The sequence below is a fragment of the Pseudomonas sp. G5001 genome, from assembly GCF_013385475.1.
Lineage (GTDB): Bacteria > Pseudomonadota > Gammaproteobacteria > Pseudomonadales > Pseudomonadaceae > Aquipseudomonas.
On sequence record NZ_JACAPZ010000005.1, the window covers coordinates 257,558 to 277,153 of the forward strand.

Consider the following 19,596-nt stretch of genomic DNA (forward strand, 5'->3'; position numbering starts at 1 on the left):
CCCGGGCGGCATTCCCACGCGGAGCGTGGGAACGAGCGACGGTGTTACGCGCCTTTCGCCGAAGGCAGCTTCGATACCAGGCGCAGCGACACGGTCAGCCCTTCGAGCTGGTAGTGCGGGCGCAGGTAGAACCGGGAGTTGTAGTACCCCGGGTTGCCTTCGACGTCTTCCACGATCACTTCGGCGGCAGCCAATGGATGCTGGGCCTTGGTGGTTTCGGTGGAGTGCGCCGGGTCACCGTCGACGTAGTTGAGGATCCAGTCCTGCAACCAGCGTTGCATCTCGTCCTTCTCTTTGAAGGAACCGATCTTGTCGCGCACGATGCATTTCAAGTAGTGGGCGAAACGGCAGGTGGCGAACAGGTACGGCAGGCGCGCGGCCAGGTTGGCGTTGGCGGTGGCATCCGGGTCATCGTATTCGGCCGGTTTCTGCAGCGACTGGGCGCCGATGAAGGCAGCGAAGTCGGTGTTTTTCTTGTGCAGCAGCGGCATGAAACCGTTCTTCGCCAGTTCCGCTTCGCGGCGGTCGCTGATAGCGATTTCGGTCGGGCACTTCATGTCCACCCCACCGTCATCCGTCGGGAAGGTGTGGGCCGGCAGGTTCTCGACTTCACCGCCCGACTCCACGCCACGGATGCGCGAGCACCAGCCGAAGTGTTTGAACGAACGGTTGATGTTCACCGCCATCGCGTAAGCGGCGTTGGCCCAGGTGTACTTGGAGCTGTCGGCACCGTCGGTGTTTTCTTCGAAGGCGAAGGCTTCCACCGGATCGGTCTTGGCACCGTACGGCAGGCGCGCCAGGAAGCGCGGCATGGTCAGGCCGATGTAGCGCGAGTCTTCCGATTCACGCAGCGAGCGCCAGCCGGCGTATTCCGGGGTGGTGAAGATCTTGGTCAGGTCGCGCGGGTTCGACAGTTCCTGCCACGAGCCCATGCCCATCACGGTTGGCGAAGCGGCGGCAATGAACGGTGCGTGCATGGCGGCGCAGACTTTCGACAGCTCACCCAGCAGCTCTACGTCGGGAGGCGACTGGTCGAAGTAGTAGTCGCCCACCAGGCAACCGTAAGGTTCGCCGCCGAACTGGCCGTATTCTTCTTCGTACATCTTCTTGAAGATCGGGCTCTGATCCCACGCGGTGCCCTTGAATTTCTTCAGGGTCTTGTGCAGGTCCGGCTTGGAGATGTTGAGCACGCGAATCTTCAGCTGCTCATCGCTCTCGGTGTTGTTCACCAGGTAGTGCAGGCCACGCCAGGCGCTTTCCAGCTGCTGAAAATCCTGGTGATGGATGATCTGGTTGACCTGGGCGGTGAGCTTGGCGTCGATGGCGGCGATGATCGATTCGATCGACTTGATCGCGTCGTTGGACACCAGGTCGGTCTGGGCCAGAGCCTGCTCGGCCAGGGTGCGCACAGCGGTTTCCACGGCTTCGCGGGCACGCTCGGTCTTGGGTTTGAATTCTTGCAGCAGCAGGTTCGCGAACTCGCTGGCTTCTTCGGTGGTACCCAGGATCTGGGTGCCTTCGCGGGCGGTATTGTCAGTCATGATTACTGCTCCCCTGCAGGCTTGGGCGCGCTGGCAAGTGCCTGAAGCAGTGCCGGGTCCTTGATCGCCTTCATGATGATTTCTTCAGCGCCGGTCTTGCCGTCCATGTAGGTCAGCAGGTTGGCCAGTTGGGTGCGGGCTTCGAGCAGTTGCTTGAGCGAATCGACCTTGCGCGCCACAGCGGCGGGGCTGAAGTCGTCCATGCTTTCGAAGGTGATGTCCAGGCTCAGGTTGCCTTCGCCGGTCAGCTCGTTGGGCACGTGGAACGCGACGCGTGGCTGCATGGCCTTGAGGCGCGAGTCGAAGTTGTCGACGTCCACTTCAAGGAACTTGCGGTCGGCCACAGGCGCCAGAGGCTCGGCGGGCTTGCCGGCGAGATCGGCCATCACGCCCATGACGAAGGGCAGCTGGACCTTTTTCTCGGCGCCGTAGAGCTCGACGTCGTACTCGATCTGCACCCGAGGCGCACGGTTGCGCGCGATGAATTTCTGAGAACTTTGCTTCGCCACGTTGCTGCTCCTGGTCGCTTGAGCGACGGTGTTGTAACTGCGCGATCCGTACGCTTATTCGCTGTCCGGCCCGCGCAGATTTTCAAATTGGGACATGCCGTCGGGAATCAGGTTGCGCACGATGGCCGCAAAGTCGGCGTGCACCAGATTCTTTGCTCGGTTCAACAGCACCGGCAGCGGGCTCGAAGGCTCGTGCCGGGTGTAGTACGCAAGGATCTTGTCGAGGCTGCGCAGCACTTCATCGCGGCTTGCGATGTCGCCGGTCGGGCGTGCTGCAACGGGCGCGGCGGCGTATTCAACCGAGGGGGCATTGTCGTCACTGACAACCTCGGGCTCGCTGGCGGCGCCGCTGTGCGGGGCGTATTGGTTAAGTATCTGCACGGCCTGCTTGAGCAGTTGCTTCAAGGGGCCGAGGTCCACGCCCTGGGCGGAACCTACCTGGTCGCTGACGTATTGTTCGATGGCCTCACAGGCGTCGCGGGCGGCGTTCAGCGCGTCGCGGGTGGCTTGCAATTGCTCGGCATCGCTGTCGAGGAATGCGCCGTTAAGCTGTTCGGCACCGAGGTTTTCGCCGGGGAAACTCTGCAGCCCGCTGGCATTCAGCGCGGCGCGCAGGCTGACGGGCCCGAAGGTGCGCGAACGGGTGAGAATGGCCTCACGCAGCAGGCGGATGTTCGCGTCGCTGGCCACGCCGCTGAGGGCGTTGATGCGCACGGTGGGGTCGTTGTCGTCATCGGCATCCAGGCGCGGATGCAGGTCGGCCCAGTATTCGCGCAGCAGCGCGTTGATCAGCGCGAGTGCGTCGGCAAGCCCTGCAATGCCCTGGAGGGCGAGGGCGGCTTGCAACAGGAAATGGGTGATGCGCAGGTCTTTGCTGCGTTGCAGGAGGTCGAGACTTTGCTGCTGGATGCTGCGCCATTCCGGAGGTTCGGCAGGCAGGATCGAGTCGCCCATGCTGCGCTCGGGTTGACCCTGTGCGGCACGCTCAAGATGCAAGTAATCGGCGTCATATTCCAAGTCTTCGCCACAGGGCGAAGTCGCGGAAACGGCGGCGAGCAGCAGAGGCACATCCACTAAATTCGATCTCCCTATCAGCCCGTTAGATGACGGGCAACTCATGCATTAGTTGCGCGAGGAACTTTGCATGTTTTCTTGGTCTTATTTAGCGCTTTGACATCATGCTGATTTCAAAGTGCCATCATTGGTGTTCAAGAAGTTGTGCATTTTTGGTGTAGTACTTAGGCCTTGTCAAGGTAAGCTATTCGCCCTCTATGACAGATGTGCGGTGCTTAACATCTTGTGCGACTGATCAGTCGAAGCAGGTGCCGAGGCAGGATTTTTGTCATACAGGCCGGTTAAGATCAGCAATTACGCGGGTTGAAGCAGGCTTTCAAGGTTTTGAAAGGATCTGTCGTGGATCTCTCGGAGCGTTTCTCCCAGGGAACGGCCGCGCGCGAAGTATCAGCAAGGAGGCAAGATGTCGCTGTGCTTGACTATCACTAGTTATCACAAGATTACCCCTGGCCAGTGTTCTGAAAAGTCCCTGGACCAGGGAGTGATGGCTATTGGCCGCGGTTCCGAAAATGACTGGGTACTGCCTGATCCAGAACGTCTTGTTTCCACGCAACATTGCGTTATTCAGTACAAAGATGGTCGTTACTACTTAACTGATAACAGCACTAATGGAGTTGAGTTAGTGCATGCCGGTATTCGTTTGCGGCGGGGAAGCAGCGAGCCATTGCAGGACGGCGAACTGATCCGCATCGGCGATTACGAGATCCAGGCGCGTATCGATTTCAACCTGAAAGTGACAGATACCCCGTCTTTCACCGGTGACGCGTCCAACAGTTTCGAAGCCCTGATGGGCGCCGCCGTGAAGGCCCCGACGCCACCTCCGGTGATCGCGCCGCAGTTCCAGGGCGCCTCGTCGATGGACACCCTGCCGGACCTGTTCGACTTCCTCGCGCCCACCAGCGTACCGCCGGCCACCGTGCACGATCACGTGCCGGCCGAGCAGCACGACTTCCGCCCGCCGACACCGCTGCCCGTGGCTGAGCCGCCTGCGCCGGTGGTCTCGGGCTCAGTAATCCCCGAAGACTGGGATCTGTTCGGCGATGCCCCGGCACCCAGGCCTGTTGCACCGCCGCCGCCAACACCGCCACAGCCGCCGGTCATCGAGCCGCCCAAGGTCGAGCGCCCGCTCCCGGGGGCTGATGCCAGCCAGCCCGACCTGTTGCAAGCCTTCCTGCGCGGTGCGGGCCTCGATCAGTTGCGCCTGGACAAGGCCCAGGCCGAAGCCCAGATGGAAAGCATCGGCCGCAGTTACCGGCTGATGGTCGAAGGCCTGATCGACGTGTTGCGTGCCCGCAGCAGCCTCAAGGGCGAGTTCCGCATGCAGCAGACGGTGATTCAACCGGTGGAAAACAATCCGTTGAAATTCGCCCCGAATGCCGATGAAGCGCTACTGCTGCTCCTACGCCACAGCAATCAGGCGTTTATGGCACCGGACTTGGCCGTGCGCGACAGTTTCGACGATCTGCGCGCCCACCAACTGGCCGTCATGGCCGGGGTCGAAGCCGCCATCAAGCACCTGCTGACGCGCTTTGAACCGGCGCAGCTCGAAGAACGCATGGGCAAGCCCGGCGGGCTGTCGAGCATTTTCAACGGCTCGCGCCAGGCCCAGTACTGGCAGCAGTTCACCGAGCTCTACAGCAATATTTCCCTCGAGGCCCAGGAAGATTTCCAGGACCTGTTCGGGCGTGAATTCAGCCGTGCCTACGAAGCGCACAGCAGCCGACAGCGTCACTAACAACGCAGTACATGGAACAACGGATAGCTAAGTACGTCATTGAGGACGCAGGATGATTCCCAGGTTTTTACTCGCAGTCGCCACCGCGCTTCTGCTGACGGCGTGTGCCAAGGATGCGGCCAAGCCCGAGGCCGCCGAAGCTGAGGCAGACACCGCCGCCGTCGAGCTGCATTTCCATGCCATCGCCGGGCTCAACCCCGGCGCCAATGGCCAGGCAGCCCCGGTACGGGTGCGGATTTTCGAACTGAAAAACGCCGCCACCTTCAGCCGTTCCGACTACTTCGCCCTGGCCGATCGCGCACAGTCGACCCTCGGCCTCGACCTGCTCGACCAGGACGAAGTGGTGATCCTGCCCGGCCAGCAATTGAGCATCCAGCGCGACCTCGACCCGTCCACCCGCCAGATCGGCCTGCTGGTGGGCTATCGCGAACTGGACCGTGCCGAGTGGCGCACGGTGCTCAACGTGCCGGCACGCCAATACACCGAATACCAGATCAGCCTCGATGTGCATGCCGTGCGTGCCGACGTCGTGGTCCCCCCATCCAGCCCTGCCCAATAAGAATCGGAGCCCCCATGTCCTGGAACAATCGCGTGGTCTGGTCGGAAGGCATGTTCATCGGAACGCAGCACTTCCAGCAGCATGACCGTTACCTGGAAAACCTGATCGATGCGCGCAGCCGCCCGTTGTCGGCGGGGGCCTGGGGCTTTTCCGAACTGTTGATCGACCAGGGCCTGCTGGCCCAGGGCAAGCTGGCGATCGTCTCGGCACGTGGCCTGTTACCGGATGGCACGCCGTTCAATATCCCCCAGGACGACCTGGCGCCGAGCCCGCTGAATATCGACGACAACTTGCGCGATGGCCTGGTGTACCTGGCGTTGCCCCTCAAGCGTGCCGGCGCCCGCGACACCGTCGACGAAGGCGAGCCCCTGGAAGCCGCGCGCTATGTCAGCCAGGTGCGTGAAGTGCGCGACGACAACGCGCCCTTCGAAAACCGTGCGCCGGTGGCGGTCGGCTCCCGCGCCTTGCGCCTGTTGACCGCCCAGGATGGCATCAGCGATTACGCGGCCATCGGCCTGGTGCGCATCAAGGAAAAACGCGCCGATCGCGCCCTGGTGCTGGACGAGAGCTACATCCCGCCGGTCCTCGACGTGACGGCCAGCAAACCGCTGACCGCGTTTCGCAGCGAACTGCTGGGCCTGCTGCACCAGCGCGGCGAAGCGTTGGCCGGGCGCGTGGTGGCTTCGGGCGCCGGTGGTGCTTCGGAGATTGCCGACTTCATGCTGCTGCAACTGGTCAACCGCGCCCAGCCGCTGATCCAGCACCTGAGCCAGTTGAGCCCGCTGCACCCGGAGCGTTTCTTCAGTGAGCTGGTGAGCCTGGCCGGCGAGTTCTCGACCTTCTCCACCACTGGCCGCCGCCCCCACGAATATCCGCAGTACCAGCATGACGACCTGGCCCTGAGCTTCACCCCGGTGATGCAGGCCCTGCGCGAGGCGCTGTCGATGCTGATCGACAGCAAGGCCACGCCGATCCCGATTGTCGAGAAAGCCTACGGCGTGCACGTGGCGATGCTGGCCGACAAAACCCTGATCGACAGCGCCAGTTTCATCCTGGTGGTGCGCGCCGATGTGCCGGGCGAAACCCTGCGCGCGCGCTTCGGCCAGCAAAGCAAAGTTGGCTCGGTGGAACACATCCGCGACCTGGTCAACCTGCAACTGCCGGGCATCGGCCTGCTGCCGCTGCCGGTGGCGCCACGGCAGATTCCGTACCACGCAGGCTCCACCTACTACGAGCTGGACCGGGGCAGCGAGCACTGGCAGCAACTGGGTAATTCCGGTGGCTTTGCGTTCCACATCGCCGGCCAGTTCCCGGGGTTGAACCTGGCTTTCTGGGCCATCCGAGGGTAATCCGCGATGCATCCGAATGACGATGACCGCACCCAGTTCATGCCGCGTCCCGGTGGCCGCGCGCCGGAGCCTGTTCGCGCAGAGCCGGCGCCGCTGTCGATGCCCGCTGCGCCGATCCTGACCGGCAAGGCCCAGGGCCTGAACCCGCTGGAAAGCGCTGCCGGCCCGTTGTTGTCGCTGCTGACGCGCCTGCGCAACACGATCTCGCACCCTGCGCCAGCGAGCCTGCGTGCGCAGTTGCTGGCTTACCTGCGCCAGTTCGAAGAACGTGCCGAGGCGGCCGGCGTGGCCCGCAACGATGTGCTGCTGGCGCGTTACGCGCTGTGCACCGCCCTCGATGAAGCCGTGCTGAGTACGCCGTGGGGCAGTGCCAGTGACTGGGGCAAGCAGAGCCTGCTGATCACCGTGCACAACGAAGCCTGGGGCGGCGAAAAGGTCTTCCAATTGCTGGATCACTGCCTGCAAAGCCCGCGGGAACGCCTGTACCTGCTGGAACTGCTGTACCTGTGCCTGTGCCTGGGTTTCGAAGGTCGCTACCGCGTGATGAACGACGGCCGCAGCCAGCTGGAAGCCTTGCGCGAGCGTACCGCGGCGGCGATTCGCAGTGCCCGTGGCGAGCATGAGCGCGAGCTGTCACCCCATTGGCGCGGCGTGACCGTGGCCCGTGATCGCCTGGCGCAGTTCATGCCGCCGTGGATCGCGGTGGCCATCGGCGTGGCACTGCTGTTGGCATTGCTGTTCGGGTTGCGGATGAAACTGGCGTCGGATGCCGAGCCGGTGTTCAAGAATATTCATGCCCTGGGCGAGATCCCGGTGCAGGCCATCGACCGTCCGGTGGCCCAGCCGAAAATCATTGAGCGACCGCGTCTGGCGGGCTTCCTGGTGGAAGACATCAAGGCCGGTCGTGTAGCCGTGGAAGATGCCGTCGACCGCTCCGTGGTGACCATCCGTGGCGATGAACTGTTCGCCTCGGCCAGCTCCAGCATCGTCGATGACTTCCAGCCGCTGATGCTGCGTATTGCCGACGCCATCCGCAAGGTCAAGGGCCAGGTGCGGGTCACCGGCCACAGCGATAACCGTCCGATTGCGACCCTGCGCTTTCCGTCCAACTGGGCGCTGTCCGAGGCGCGGGCCAAGTCGGTGCTGGAGATTCTCGCGGCCAAGACCGGCCAGCCGGAACGCTTCAGCGCCGAAGGCCGCAGCGACACCGAGCCGGTGGCGACCAACGCCACAGCCGAAGGCCGTGCGCGCAATCGCCGGGTAGAAATCACCGTATTGGCGGAGGGCGTCGAGTGAAGGCGTTTTTCAGTTTTGTGATTCGCTGGGTGATCCCGCTGCTGGGCCTGATCGCCTTGAGCCTGATCATCTGGTTTGTGGGCCCGTTGCTCGATGTGCTGGTGCCGGAAGGGCGCCGCTGGGCGCTGATCATCCTGGTGTTCGCGGTGTGGATTGCCTACCGCGTGTTCCGGATTATCCAGGCCCGGCGCCAGGCTGCCGAAGTGATGCGCAGCCTCGCGGCGGAAACCCCGCCAGACCCCGCCAGCGTCGCCACCGCCGAAGAGCTGGCGACCCTGCGCCAGCGCATGGACGAAGCCCTGGCCCTGTTGAAAAAGGCCAAGCTGGGCGGTGACGAGCGCCGCAACCTGTATGAGCTGCCGTGGTATGTGATCATCGGCCCACCGGGCTCGGGCAAGACCACCGCGCTGGTCAATTCCGGGCTGCACTTTCCCTTGGCGGCGCAGTTGGGTGCCGGTGCGGTACGGGGCGTGGGCGGTACGCGCAATTGCGATTGGTGGTTTACCGACCAGGCCGTATTGCTCGACACCGCTGGCCGCTACACCACCCAGGACAGCAACTCCACGGTGGATAAAGCCGCCTGGCTGGGCTTTCTCGACCTGCTGAAAAAGCAGCGTTCCCGGCGCCCGATTGATGGTGCGTTTATCGCCATCAGCCTCTCGGACCTGCTGCTGGGCAGCGACGCCGAGCGTGCCGCCCATGCCGCCGCGATCCGCCTGCGTATCCAGGAGCTGTACACCCAACTGGGCGTGCGCTTCCCGATCTACCTGATGCTCACCAAGCTCGACCTGGTGCCGGGCTTCATGGAGTTCTTCGACAACCTGAGCAAGGAAGAGCGCGCCCAAGTGTGGGGCATGACCTTCGCCCTGGACGACGGCAAGAACAGCGACAGCCCGCTGGCCCATCTGCAAAGCGAGTTCGCCGGCCTGGAACAGCGCCTCAACGAGCGCCTGGTGGAGCGCCTGCAACAGGAACGCGACCCGGCGCGGCGCGACCTGATCTACGGTTTCCCGCAGCAGTTCGGCGCGTTGAAGGATTGCCTGCAAGGCTTCCTCGAAGGCGTGTTCAAACCCAACGCCTTTGAAGAGCGCGTCTTGCTGCGCGGTGTGTACTTCACCAGCGGCACCCAGGAAGGCAGCCCGATTGACCGCTTGATCGGCGCCATGGCCCAGAGCATGAACCTGGACCGCCAGCACCTGGCGCGCCAGACCGGCACCGGGCGCAGTTACTTCATCGAAAAACTGTTCACCGCCGTGGCGTTTGCCGAGCGTGGCCTGGTGGGCGTCAACCCGAAGGTCGAGCGCCGTCGCAAGTGGATTGCCCGGGGTGTGCTGGCCGCAACCGTGGCGCTGGTACTGGTCGTCAGCACGTTGTGGTGGGTGAGTTATCGCGCCAACCAGGCCTACATCGCCCAGGTTGACCAGAAGGTCGCGCCGTTGGGCCAGACCGTGCAGAACCTCAGCCCGGCACAGCGCGAAGTACTCGCGGTGCTGCCCCTGCTTAACGCCGTGAAGAACCTCGCGGGCGACTCGCCGAGCTGGTCCGAAGGCTTGGGCCTGTATCAGGGCGACATGCTCGAAGCCGAATCCGCCAGCGTCTACCGCAAGCTGTTGATCGCCGTGTTCGCGCCCCGTTTGGTGACGCGCATCGAAGAGCAACTGCACGGTGGCGGCAATTCCGACTTCCTCTATGAAGGCTTGAAGGCCTACCTGATGCTCGCCGACAGCGAGCATTACGACCCGGACTTCATCAAGGCCTGGATCGCCCTGGACTGGGACCGCAACCTGCCGCGCGATCTGCCGGCGGACCAACGCCAGGCATTGATCGGGCACTTGCAGGCCCTGTTCGAGCGGCATCCGCCCAGCGCCCGTCTCGACCCGCGCTTGATCGACGACCTGCGTCGGCAACTGCAGCAACTGCCGGTGGCCCAGCGCGTCTACGACCGCATCAAGCGCCAGAAACTGCCGGAAGGCGTGCCGGACTTTCGCATCAACGAAGCGGCGGGCCGTGATGCGGCGCTGGTGTTCAGTCGCAAAAGCGGCAAGCCGTTGGGCGAACCGTTGAGCGGTTTCTTCACCGCCAAGGGTTATCGCCAGGGCTTCCTGCTGGCCAGCCTGAACCAGACTGGCACCCTCGCTGAAGAGCAATGGGTACTGGGCCACGAGCAGGCCGACCAACAAAACGTCGTCAGCCTCGCCGCCGATGTGCGCCGCCTGTACTTCCAGGACTATCAACGCCAGTGGGATGCGTTGCTGGCGGATATCGACTTTGTGCCGATCACCAGCGTGGCCCAGGCGGCCGACGTCTTGCGGGTGATTTCCGGGCCGACCTCGCCGCTGAAGAAGCTGCTGGTGGCGGTCTCCAAAGAGACCGACTTGCAAGCGGAAGAACGCTTGCTGGCCGCCAAGGGCGCGCCGGTGGAAGGTGGCGTGGACAAGCTCAAGGAACGCCTCGGCAGCCTGCTTGGCCAGGACCAGCCAACTGCGAATGCACCAGCGGCCAGTGAAGATCCGGTGACGGCGCACTTCGCTGAACTCAACAGCATCGTTAGCAAGAACGAAGGTGAACCGGCGGCCATTGATGGCCTGCTGGCGGACATGAATGCGTTGTATGTGCAGGTCAGCGCCATGGTTGGCGCCAGCGGCGATGCGTTGCTCGGCGAAGCAAAAAACCAGGCGGCGGCTGCGGCCACGCGGGTCAGCCTGAATGCCGAACGCCAGCCGCCGCTGGTGCAGGGCATGGTCAAGTCAGTGGTCAACTCCACCACCAACAGCATGATGGGCGGGGTGCGTAACCAGCTGAATGCGGCGTGGGTCAGCGAAGTGGTGAACGTGTATCGCCAGTCCCTGGCCGGGCGTTATCCGATGTCGCCCGGCAGTGCGCGGGACGCGACCCTGGATGACTTCGGCCAGTTCTTCGGGGTGGGCGGGGTGATGGACAATTACTTCCGCAAGTACCTGCAACCTTACGTCGACACCTCCACGCAAACCTGGCGCTGGCAGCCGGGCGCGGCGCAGAAGCTCGGCATCGCGCCGGGCGTGCTGCAAACCTTCCAGCGTGCGGCGACCATTCGGGATGCGTTTTTCCGTGCCGGTGGCACTCAGCCGATCGTGCGCTTTGAACTCAAACCGGTGGCGATGGATGCGACCATCACCCAGTTCCTGCTGGACCTGGACGGCCAGCAACTGAGCTATGACCACGGCCCGAGCCGGCCGGTCGCGATGCAGTGGCCGAATCCCGGCAGCATTGGCGTGGTGCGCATTTCCATCATGCCGCCGTCAGCCAGCGGGCGCTCCGGCGTGACGCTGGACGGCCCGTGGGCCTGGTTTCGTCTGCTGGAGCAATCGGACCTGACCGCCGGCAATTCGCCGGACCGCTTCAACCTGCGTCTGCGGGTCGACGGCGCGAGCATCTCCTACGAGTTGCGGGCCAACAGTGCCTTCAACCCGTTCAAGAGCCGCGTGCTTAACGGCTTCAGCCTGCCGGAGCGGCTATGACCACGCTGGGTTTCTACGGCAAGTTGGCGTGCCGCGGCGACTTTGTCAGCCGCGCGCTGCCCCAGAGTTTTATCGGCCCTTGGGACAGTTGGCTGGCGTCCGGATTGCTCGCCAGCCAGACCCGCCTCGGGGCTGACTGGCTGAATGCTTACCTGGTCAGCCCATTGTGGCGCTTCGTGTTGGCGCCGGGTGTGTGCGGGCCGGACGCGGCGGTGGGCGTGGTGATGCCGAGCATCGACCGGGTGGGGCGCTATTTCCCGCTGACGGTGGCTGCGCTGTTGGATCACGACACCGACCCGGCCTCCGTCGTTGGCGGCCCGGACACCTGGTTTGAACAGGTGGAAGAGTTGTTGCTGAGCACGCTGGACGCCAGCGCCAGCTTCGAAGGTTTCAGCGGCGGGATCGAATCCCTCGGCGCTCCAGCCTGCCAACCTCGCACCTTGGGTAGTCGCTTTGCGGGCTTGCAGCGTGTCAACGCCACAGACCCGCAGGCGCGGATGACTGCGCTTGCCGAACAGGCCTGCGAAGGCGCGAGCCTGTGGTGGGGCCGTGGTTCGCAACAGATTTCTCCCGGTTTAATGCGGTGTCAGGGCTTGCCTGCTGCCGACGATTTTGCGCAATTTTTGCTCGGCCAAGAAGGTGTTGTGTAGATGCGGTCCACGTTCAAATCCGCCAGCAAAAGCCACGTCGGCATGGTTCGCCAAGTCAATGAAGACGCTTGCCTCGACCTGCCGGAAAACGGCCTGTGGGTGGTGGCCGACGGCATGGGCGGGCACGCGGCGGGGGATTACGTCAGCAGCCTGATCGTCGACAGCCTGCGCAGCATTCCCGTGGGCCGTTCCCTTGAGGAATACACGGCGGCGTTGCGCAGCGACCTGCTGCGAGTCAACGGCGCGGTGCGCGAAGAAACCGCCCACCGTGGCGTGACCATGATGGGCAGCACCGTGGTGTTGCTCGCCACCCGAGGCTTGCGCGGCGTGTGCCTGTGGGCCGGCGACAGCCGCCTGTATCGCCTGCGCGACGGCCTGCTGGAAAGCATTTCCCGCGACCACAGCTACGTGCAGGACTTGCAGGACAGCGGCCTGCTCAGCGAAGCCGATGCGCGGGTGCATCCACGGGCGAATATCGTCACCCGCGCGATTGGCGTGGAAGCACAGTTGGCGTTGTCGTCGGTCGACCTGTTGATCGCCCCCGGCGACAGTTACCTGCTGTGCAGCGACGGCCTGAACAAGACCGTCGAAGACCACGAGATCCGCGAAGTACTGAGCCATGCCGAGCCGGACGAAATCGTCCGCAGCCTGGTGCACCTGGGGCTCAATCGCGGCGCGCCGGACAACATCACCGCCATCGTTGTGAAGGTGTCGACATGAACATCATCATTCCCGGCTACGACATCGAAGGCGAAATCGGCGTTGGCGCCATGGCCAGCGTGTACCTTGCGACCCAGCGTTCCCTGGAGCGCAAGGTGGCGCTGAAGATCATGGCGGCGGCGCTGGCGGCCGACCCGAGCTTCTGCGAGCGCTTCCTGCGCGAAGGCAAGACCCTGGCGCGCCTGTCCCACCCGCACACCGTGACCATCCATGACATCGGCAATGTCGGTGAGCTGTACTACATGGCCATGGAATACCTGCCCAATGGCACGCTCAAGGAGCGGATCGCCGCGGGACTGACGCCGGAGCAGGGGCTGACGTATATCCGCCAGATCGCGTCGGCGCTGGGCTACGCCCACGCTCAGGGTCTGGTGCATCGCGATGTGAAGCCGGCGAACATTCTGTTCCGCGCGGATGGCACGGCGGTGTTGTCGGACTTTGGTATCGCCAAGTCCCTGGATGACCGCACGCAGTTCACCCAGGCCGGATTTGCCGTCGGCACGCCGAGCTACATGAGCCCGGAGCAGGCCCGGGGCCAGGAGATTGATGGGCGCGCCGACCTGTATGCGTTGGGCGTGGTGCTCTACGAAATCCTGGTGGGCAAGCTGCCTTATAACGGCACCGATGCGCTTTCCACTGCGCTGGCGCACCTGACTGAACCGCTGCCGGAGTTGCCGGTGCACCATGGGCGTTATCAGGAGGTGCTGCGCAAGCTGCTGGCCAAAGACCCGGCGGAACGCTTCCCGGATGCGGCGGCGTTGTTGCGGGCGCTGGATCAGTTGCCGAAGGAGGAGCAGGTAGAGGCGACGTTGATTCGGCCCCTGCCGATTCCGGTTGCGGTCTCCAATGACCTGGCCGGACTCACGCCGGTTTCCATCGAAATCCCGACCGAAAAGCCGCAGCCACAACCCGTGCGGCAACCGGTGGTGACGCCGACGCAACACTCGGCCGTGTCCGGACAAAACCGTGGGCCGGTGCTGGCGTTGGCGGCAGTTGCCGTGGCAGTCGCGCTGGCGATTGCGGGCGCAAGTTACTGGTGGTTGAAAGATGACGCGCCAGCCGCCGCGTCGCCGGTTGCCGAGGCGGCCAAGACCATCGCGCCGCCTGCCGCGCAACCGGTCGCGGCGCAGGCCGACGGCGGCCAACGCCCGTTGCTGATGGCCGGCAAGAAAACCCTGTTCCAGCGGGTACTGAGCAAGCCTGGCGCCAAGCTTTCCCACGAAGCGGGCGGGGCGCCTGGCGAAGGTTTGCCGGCGTTTTCCGTGCTCTATGTCTACCAACGCAAGGACGTCGACGGCAGCCCCTGGCTACGGGTTGGCGCCGCCACCGACGGGCGCAGCGACGGCTGGCTGCCGGCGGCGCAAGCCAGCGACTGGAAGCAGAGCCTGGTGCTCAAGTTCACCGAGCGTTCGGGCCGGGCGCCGGTGATGTTCCTGCGCCAATCTGCGGAAGTGGAAAAGCTGCTGGCCGATCCTGCCGCAGCGAAAAACCTGCTGCTCAAGGTGCAGAAAAACAGCGAGGACAACCAGCAAGTGCTGGCCTTGGAACCGGCCGCCAGTGCTGTGCCGCAGAACCAGTTTTACCTGCTGCCGATCTTCGACTCCAAAGAGAGCTTCGACGAAAACGGCCAGCCGGTGCAGTTGCTCAACGTCGCCTCCATCGACCCGGGCAACACGCCTAATGTCATCGCCAAGGCTGTCGGCCGAACGCCGGCGATCGATGCCAGCGCCGACGCCTTCCGCACTGCGGTGGTGCTGGTGGTCGACACCACGGTGTCGATGCAGCCCTACATCGACCAGGTTCGCGACGTGGTCCACGAGCTGCAAACCCGCATCGCCGAGCGTGGCGAACTGGACAGCGTGAGCTTTGGCCTGGTGGGTTTTCGCAACAGCATCAAGAAAACCCCCGGCCTGGAGTATGTGGCCAAGACCCTGATCACCCTCGACCAAGGGCGCGACCCGCAGCGCTTCCTCGACATGGCGCGGCAGGTCAAAGCGTCGACGGTGTCCAGCCACTCGTTCAATGAAGACGCGTTCGCCGGTGTCATGCAGGCGGTGGAAGGCATGGACTGGTCCGGCTACGGCGGGCGCTTGATCCTGCTGGTGACCGACGCCGGTGCGTTGCGCAAGAACGACCCGTTCGCCACCACCCAGATGAACGAAGCCGAAGTACGCCAGGCTGCATTGGGCAAGCAGATCAAGATCTACGCCTTGCACCTGCGCACCGACGCCGGGAAGAAAACCCACAGCGGCGCCGAAACCCAGTACCGCACCCTGACCGCCGACGCCAACCCGCAGATCGGCGACCTGTACACGCCGGTGCCCGGTGGCGATGTGCGCAAGTTCGGCGAGCGGGTCGACGAGATCGGCACGGTGTTCGCCAACCTGGTGCATCAGGTGCGCAGCAACACGCCGCAGCCGGTGCCGCTGCTCAGTGCCGCGCCGACCCTGGCGGACAAATCCGCCGCCGTCGGTTACGCGATGCACATGGATTTCCTCGGCCGCAAAACCGCGAGCCAGGCGCCGCAACTGGTGAGTGCCTGGACCGCCGATCGCGACCTGACCAACACCGCGCTGCCGGCCTTTCAGGTGTGCGTGATGCTGACCAAATTGCAGCTCAACGATTTGCAGCAGTCCTTGAAACTGATCGTCGACGCCGCGCGCAAAACCCAGACCTCACCGAAGGATTTCTTCCAGGAAATCGCCAGCGCCTCGGCCTATATGAGCCGTGATCCACAGGCCTTGAAAAAGGGCGGCAACCTGGCGGACGGCGGCATCCTTGGCGAATACCTGGAAGGCCTGCCGTACCGCAGCAAGTCGCTGAACATGACCCAGGATTTGTGGCTGTCGTTGAGCGTGGCCGAGCAGGAAGACTTTATCGACGAGCTGGATTCGAAGATCCGCCTCTACGAAACCTTCCATAACGATGTGGCCAACTGGGTCCGTTTCGGCGATGCCGAGCCGGGTGATGCGTTGTACCGCGTGCCGCTGTCGACGCTGCCGTAATGCTGAACTTGAGCGCAGTGCACAAGAGCCGGGGCGTTGGTGCCCAGCGCTACAGCCTGGTGATACCGGGCTTGCAACTGCGTGCGGGTGAACAGTTGGCGGTGGTCGGGCCGAGTGGCTGTGGCAAGAGCACCTTGCTGGATTTGCTCGCGCTGGTGTTGGCGCCGGATCAGGTGGGGCAGTTCGATTTCAACCGCGTCGACATTGCCGGGCTTTGGCGTGGTGACCAGCAAAGCGCGCTGGCGGAGCTACGCAGTCGGCACCTGGGTTACGTGCTGCAAACCGGCGGCCTGCTGGGCTTTCTCGATGTGCGCGGCAACATCGCGTTGTCGCGGCAACTCCTGGGTTTGAAAGACGACGGCAGCGTGGCGCGGTTGGCCGAGCAGTTGGAAATCACTGATCAGTTGGACAAGAAGCCGGCGGCGTTGTCCGTCGGCCAGCGTCAGCGGGTCAGTTGCGCAAGAGCCCTGGCCCACGGTCCGCAGCTGTTGCTGGCGGATGAGCCCACCGCTGCGCTCGACCCGTTGAACGCCGAGCGGGTGATGCAGGCGCTGTTGGCCCAGGCCCGGCATAACGGCGCGTGCTGCGTGATCGCCACCCATGATGAACCCCTGGCCCGGGCCAGCGGCTTGCAGGTGCGGCGCATCAGTTGCCGTCGCGACGCCGACGGCGGCGTCACCGCCACCCTCGGGGAGGCGTGCTGATGCGTATCGCCCTGGTGGCTTCCCTGGCCTGGCAGGATTACCGCAACGATGCGTGGCTGTCGGTGTGTTCGGTGCTGGCGCTGGTGGCGGTGATCGCGCCGTTGCTGGTGTTGTTCGGCCTGAAATTTGGACTGGTTAGCAGTTTGACCGAACGTTTGGAGAACGACCCGGCCACTCGGGAAATTATTCCGTTGGGCGGTGGTCGATTCAGCAGTGAATTTGTCGAGCAGCTCCGCAAGCGCAGCGACGTGGCGTTCGCTTTGCCGCGCACCCGGCAGATTGCGGCGACGGCGCAGTTGGGGACGGTGACGTTGGAGATGCTGCCGACCGCCGCCAACGACCCATTGCTGGCCGGCCTGCTGATGCCCAAGGGCCTGGATCAGATCGTGCTGAGCCACACCGCTGCCGAAAAGCTCGGGGCAAAGGCCGGGGATTGGCTGGAGGCGAGTTTTGGGCGCCAGGTGGCGGGGCGCGTCGAGTCGCAACGCCTGCGGGTTCAAGTGCTGCAGGTAGCGCCGCTGGAAGCCTTCGCCCGGGATGGATTGTTTGCGCCCTTGGGCTTGCTGGAAGCAGCGGAAGATTATCGCGATGGCCGCGCGGTGCCGGCGTTTGGCTGGGACGGCGATGCGGTGGGCGTCAGCGAGCAGCGGGTATACCCGGCGTTCCGCTTGTATGCGCGGCGCCTGGTGGATGTGGAGCCGCTGCGGGTGTATTTCGCCGGGCAGAATCTGTTGGTGTCGACCCAGGCCCAGACCATCGCCCAGGTGCAGTCGTTGAGCCGCAACCTGTCGATCGTGTTCTGGATCATCGCCGGGCTGGCGTTGGCGGGCGCGTTTGCCGCGATCTTTGCCGCGGCGCTGGCGTCGGTTGCACGCAAGCGCCGGGACCTGTCGGTATTGCGGCTGTTGGGGTTTTCCACCGCCGGGTTGTTGCTGTTTGTGGTGTTGCAGGCGCTCTACAGCGCGGGGTTTGCCGCTGTATTGAGTGGGCTTTTATATGGCTTGGCAGAGTCCGGCCTGAACCAATTATTCGTGCAGGTGCCGGGCGAATACGCCAGTCACCTGCTGGCGCGTCACTACGGCCTGGCCCTGGCAGCTGTCCTCGGCGTCAGCGCCGTGGCGGCGGCGTGTGGCGGTTGGCGTGTGGCGCGTATCCAGGCTTCTGAAGGAATCAGAGATGTATAAGTTACTGGGCGCCGCCATGGCGCTGATCCTGTCCTGTGTGGCCTGGGCCGATGAGGCGAGCGACAAGCTGGACAACCCCAAGCCGTTGCCGGATGACGTCAGCCTGCCGCTGCCCTGCGAAGGCAACATGGTGTTCCGCTATGCCTACGTGCTGGCCCAGGGCACCCTGGATGACCGCGAGATCAGCCTCGGCTACCCGTTCAGCGAAGGTGAAGCGGGCTATCAGCAGTCGTTCATTTCCGGTTATCGCCGCGACTTCATCAACGGCCAGTTCACCCTCAAGGACCTGCCCAAGGACTGGAACAAGGTCATTGCGCCGCTGATGCCGAAGACCGACGCCAAGACCCCGCTCAAGCCGATGCTGTACTTCATCGGCAAGTACGAAGTCACTGCGCGGCAATATGCGCAGGTCATGTCCCAGGCGCAATCCCTGGCCAGTGGCGAACCCGCCCCGGCGTGCGATGTACCTACCGGGATGGCGGCGCGCTTGCCGAAGGTCAAGCTGTCGCGCTTTGAAGCCGAACGTTTCTCGGCGGTGTACAGCGCCTGGTTGATGAAATATCACCGCGAGCTGCTGCCGGTGAGTGGTCGCGGTGCTTCGGCGGACGACGGCGGCCTGGGCTTTGTGCGCCTGCCTACCGAAGTGGAGTGGGAGTTTGCCGCGCGCGGTGGCCAGGCGGTCAGCCGTCAGGACCTTGAAGGCCGACTGTTTCCACGGCGTACCGAGGGCAGCGAAAGCGATGGTCCCCTTGCCGATTACGCGGTGTTCAATCAGGTCGCGGGTGGCACCGGCCAGGCCGCACGGCTGATGCCCATCGGCACCAAGCTGCCCAACCCGATCGGCATGTTCGATGTGATCGGCAACGCAGCGGAAATGGTCCAGGAGTCCTTTCAACTGGTGCACGCCGGGCGTCGCCAGGGCACCTATGGTGGGTTCGTGGTCAAGGGCGGCAACTACCTGGAAGGCGAGGGCACGCTGTTCACCGGCATGCGCCGCGAGTACCCGTTGTTCGCCGCAGACGGTACCGAACAAAGCAACGAGACCACCGGCTTTCGCGTGGCGATTGGCGCCTTGTCGGCACCGCGTTCGCGCTACAAGGAACTGTTCGCCCAGTGGCAGAAGGAAGGTCGCCTGGCCTCGCTGACCGATGCCATCGACGACGCCCAGGACCCGACCAAGCGCCTGGACAGCATCATCGCCGCCAGCGTCGACCCGCGCCTGCAAGCGGAGCTCGGCCTGGTCAACGAAGAGCTCAAGCGCAACGTCTCGCTGATCGCCCAGCAGCGCGAAGAAGCGGCCGGCAACCTGATTCAGTCCGCGGCCCTGGTGGCCGAGACCATCAACAACTACAACATCCGCCTGATCAATTTGCAGAAGAGCCGCCAGCAGGCCATCGACGCCAAGGACGAGGCCAGCGCGCAGCTGTTCGCCACGGCGATCACCAATGGGCGCAGTGCGCTGGACGGCGCGGTGGCGATCTACATCGACAACCTGGCCACCGGCACGCGCTACACCGATGCGGTGATCCAGGCGCAGTTTCAACGGATCAAGGAAGAGTTGGATCGCAAGCCGGTACTGGGCAAGAGCCTGGTGACGCGTGCGACGTTATTCGTTCGCCATGTGGGCAACTACCGCAAGCAACAGCGGGCCGACCCGGCAACGATTTTGAAGGAATTGCTCGCAGCGAGCGGTCAGCGGTCTTGACCGCTGGTTGTACGGCGAGCTTGGAAGGGACTCAGGCGGCGGTGGGCCGTGCTGGGCAAGTCAAACTT

Annotated in this window: 14 protein-coding genes; 11 read left to right on the forward strand and 3 right to left on the reverse strand. The window is 64.0% G+C overall.

What is annotated here, in order from left to right; genetic code table 11:
* Positions 1-44 precede the first annotated feature (44 nt).
* Genes tssC through tssA form a run of 3 tightly spaced genes read right to left on the reverse strand, consistent with a single transcriptional unit; the run spans position 45 to position 3,124 of the window.
* On the reverse strand, positions 45-1,541 hold the full coding sequence (tssC, locus tag HX805_RS02525; protein WP_003213343.1) for a type VI secretion system contractile sheath large subunit: 1,497 nt from the start codon (positions 1,539-1,541) through the stop codon (positions 45-47).
* Positions 1,542-1,543: 2 nt separating this feature from the next.
* A complete protein-coding gene (gene tssB / locus HX805_RS02530; protein WP_003213340.1) occupies positions 1,544-2,050 on the reverse strand; it encodes a type VI secretion system contractile sheath small subunit in 507 nt (168 codons plus the stop codon).
* A 54-nt stretch (positions 2,051-2,104) separates the two neighbouring features.
* Positions 2,105-3,124 carry a type VI secretion system protein TssA gene (gene tssA, locus HX805_RS02535; protein WP_087693721.1) on the reverse strand — a complete coding sequence of 340 codons (1,020 nt, stop codon included), beginning with the start codon at positions 3,122-3,124 and terminating at the stop codon, positions 2,105-2,107.
* Positions 3,125-3,527: 403 nt separating this feature from the next.
* Here tssA and tagH point away from each other — a divergent pair, with 403 nt between their 5' ends.
* The 11 genes from tagH to HX805_RS02590 are packed head-to-tail and all read left to right on the forward strand — an operon-like array spanning position 3,528 to position 19,528.
* Positions 3,528-4,859 (forward strand): type VI secretion system-associated FHA domain protein TagH, encoded by a 1,332-nt coding sequence (gene tagH / locus HX805_RS02540; RefSeq protein WP_177116579.1) that lies wholly within the window; start codon positions 3,528-3,530, stop codon positions 4,857-4,859.
* A 52-nt stretch (positions 4,860-4,911) separates the two neighbouring features.
* The gene (gene tssJ / locus HX805_RS02545) at positions 4,912-5,418 is read left to right on the forward strand and encodes a type VI secretion system lipoprotein TssJ (RefSeq protein WP_003213332.1); all 507 of its coding nucleotides are present in this window, start codon (positions 4,912-4,914) and stop codon (positions 5,416-5,418) included.
* A gap of 14 nt (positions 5,419-5,432) precedes the next feature.
* A complete protein-coding gene (gene tssK, locus HX805_RS02550; protein WP_177116580.1) occupies positions 5,433-6,767 on the forward strand; it encodes a type VI secretion system baseplate subunit TssK in 1,335 nt (444 codons plus the stop codon).
* Positions 6,768-6,773: 6 nt separating this feature from the next.
* Positions 6,774-8,063 carry a DotU family type VI secretion system protein gene (locus HX805_RS02555; RefSeq protein ID WP_177041039.1) on the forward strand — a complete coding sequence of 430 codons (1,290 nt, stop codon included), beginning with the start codon at positions 6,774-6,776 and terminating at the stop codon, positions 8,061-8,063.
* Positions 8,060-11,560: a type VI secretion system membrane subunit TssM gene (gene tssM / locus HX805_RS02560; RefSeq protein ID WP_087693719.1), complete on the forward strand. Its 3,501-nt coding sequence runs from the start codon at positions 8,060-8,062 to the stop codon at positions 11,558-11,560. The genes HX805_RS02555 and tssM overlap by 4 nt, the downstream gene beginning before the upstream one ends.
* Positions 11,557-12,210 (forward strand): type VI secretion system-associated protein TagF, encoded by a 654-nt coding sequence (gene tagF, locus HX805_RS02565; RefSeq protein ID WP_177022389.1) that lies wholly within the window; start codon positions 11,557-11,559, stop codon positions 12,208-12,210. The genes tssM and tagF overlap by 4 nt, the downstream gene beginning before the upstream one ends.
* Complete coding sequence (locus HX805_RS02570; protein WP_003213320.1) at positions 12,211-12,930, forward strand: PP2C family serine/threonine-protein phosphatase; 720 nt, start codon at positions 12,211-12,213, stop codon at positions 12,928-12,930.
* The gene (locus tag HX805_RS02575) at positions 12,927-15,935 is read left to right on the forward strand and encodes a serine/threonine-protein kinase (protein WP_177116581.1); all 3,009 of its coding nucleotides are present in this window, start codon (positions 12,927-12,929) and stop codon (positions 15,933-15,935) included. The genes HX805_RS02570 and HX805_RS02575 overlap by 4 nt, the downstream gene beginning before the upstream one ends.
* Positions 15,935-16,639 (forward strand): ABC transporter ATP-binding protein, encoded by a 705-nt coding sequence (locus HX805_RS02580; protein ID WP_008439454.1) that lies wholly within the window; start codon positions 15,935-15,937, stop codon positions 16,637-16,639. The genes HX805_RS02575 and HX805_RS02580 overlap by 1 nt, the downstream gene beginning before the upstream one ends.
* Positions 16,639-17,823 (forward strand): ABC transporter permease, encoded by a 1,185-nt coding sequence (locus tag HX805_RS02585; RefSeq protein ID WP_177116582.1) that lies wholly within the window; start codon positions 16,639-16,641, stop codon positions 17,821-17,823. Before HX805_RS02580 ends, HX805_RS02585 begins: the two co-directional genes overlap by 1 nt.
* Positions 17,816-19,528: an SUMF1/EgtB/PvdO family nonheme iron enzyme gene (locus HX805_RS02590; RefSeq protein ID WP_177116583.1), complete on the forward strand. Its 1,713-nt coding sequence runs from the start codon at positions 17,816-17,818 to the stop codon at positions 19,526-19,528. The genes HX805_RS02585 and HX805_RS02590 overlap by 8 nt, the downstream gene beginning before the upstream one ends.
* The last annotated feature ends 68 nt before the right edge of the window (positions 19,529-19,596 follow it).

Bases quoted from the DNA above. Each gene is read 5' to 3' on its own strand.
- tagF (WP_177022389.1), top strand. From the start codon at position 11,557: ATGACCACGCTGGGTTTCTACGGCAAGTTGGCGTGCCGCGGCGACTTT.
- tssC (WP_003213343.1), bottom strand. From the start codon at position 1,541: ATGACTGACAATACCGCCCGCGAAGGCACCCAGATCCTGGGTACCACC.
- HX805_RS02585 (WP_177116582.1), top strand. From the start codon at position 16,639: ATGCGTATCGCCCTGGTGGCTTCCCTGGCCTGGCAGGATTACCGCAAC.
- HX805_RS02570 (WP_003213320.1), top strand. From the start codon at position 12,211: ATGCGGTCCACGTTCAAATCCGCCAGCAAAAGCCACGTCGGCATGGTT.
- HX805_RS02580 (WP_008439454.1), top strand. From the start codon at position 15,935: ATGCTGAACTTGAGCGCAGTGCACAAGAGCCGGGGCGTTGGTGCCCAG.
- tssJ (WP_003213332.1), top strand. From the start codon at position 4,912: ATGATTCCCAGGTTTTTACTCGCAGTCGCCACCGCGCTTCTGCTGACG.
- HX805_RS02590 (WP_177116583.1), top strand. From the start codon at position 17,816: ATGTATAAGTTACTGGGCGCCGCCATGGCGCTGATCCTGTCCTGTGTG.
- tssK (WP_177116580.1), top strand. From the start codon at position 5,433: ATGTCCTGGAACAATCGCGTGGTCTGGTCGGAAGGCATGTTCATCGGA.
- tagH (WP_177116579.1), top strand. From the start codon at position 3,528: ATGTCGCTGTGCTTGACTATCACTAGTTATCACAAGATTACCCCTGGC.
- HX805_RS02555 (WP_177041039.1), top strand. From the start codon at position 6,774: ATGCATCCGAATGACGATGACCGCACCCAGTTCATGCCGCGTCCCGGT.
- HX805_RS02575 (WP_177116581.1), top strand. From the start codon at position 12,927: ATGAACATCATCATTCCCGGCTACGACATCGAAGGCGAAATCGGCGTT.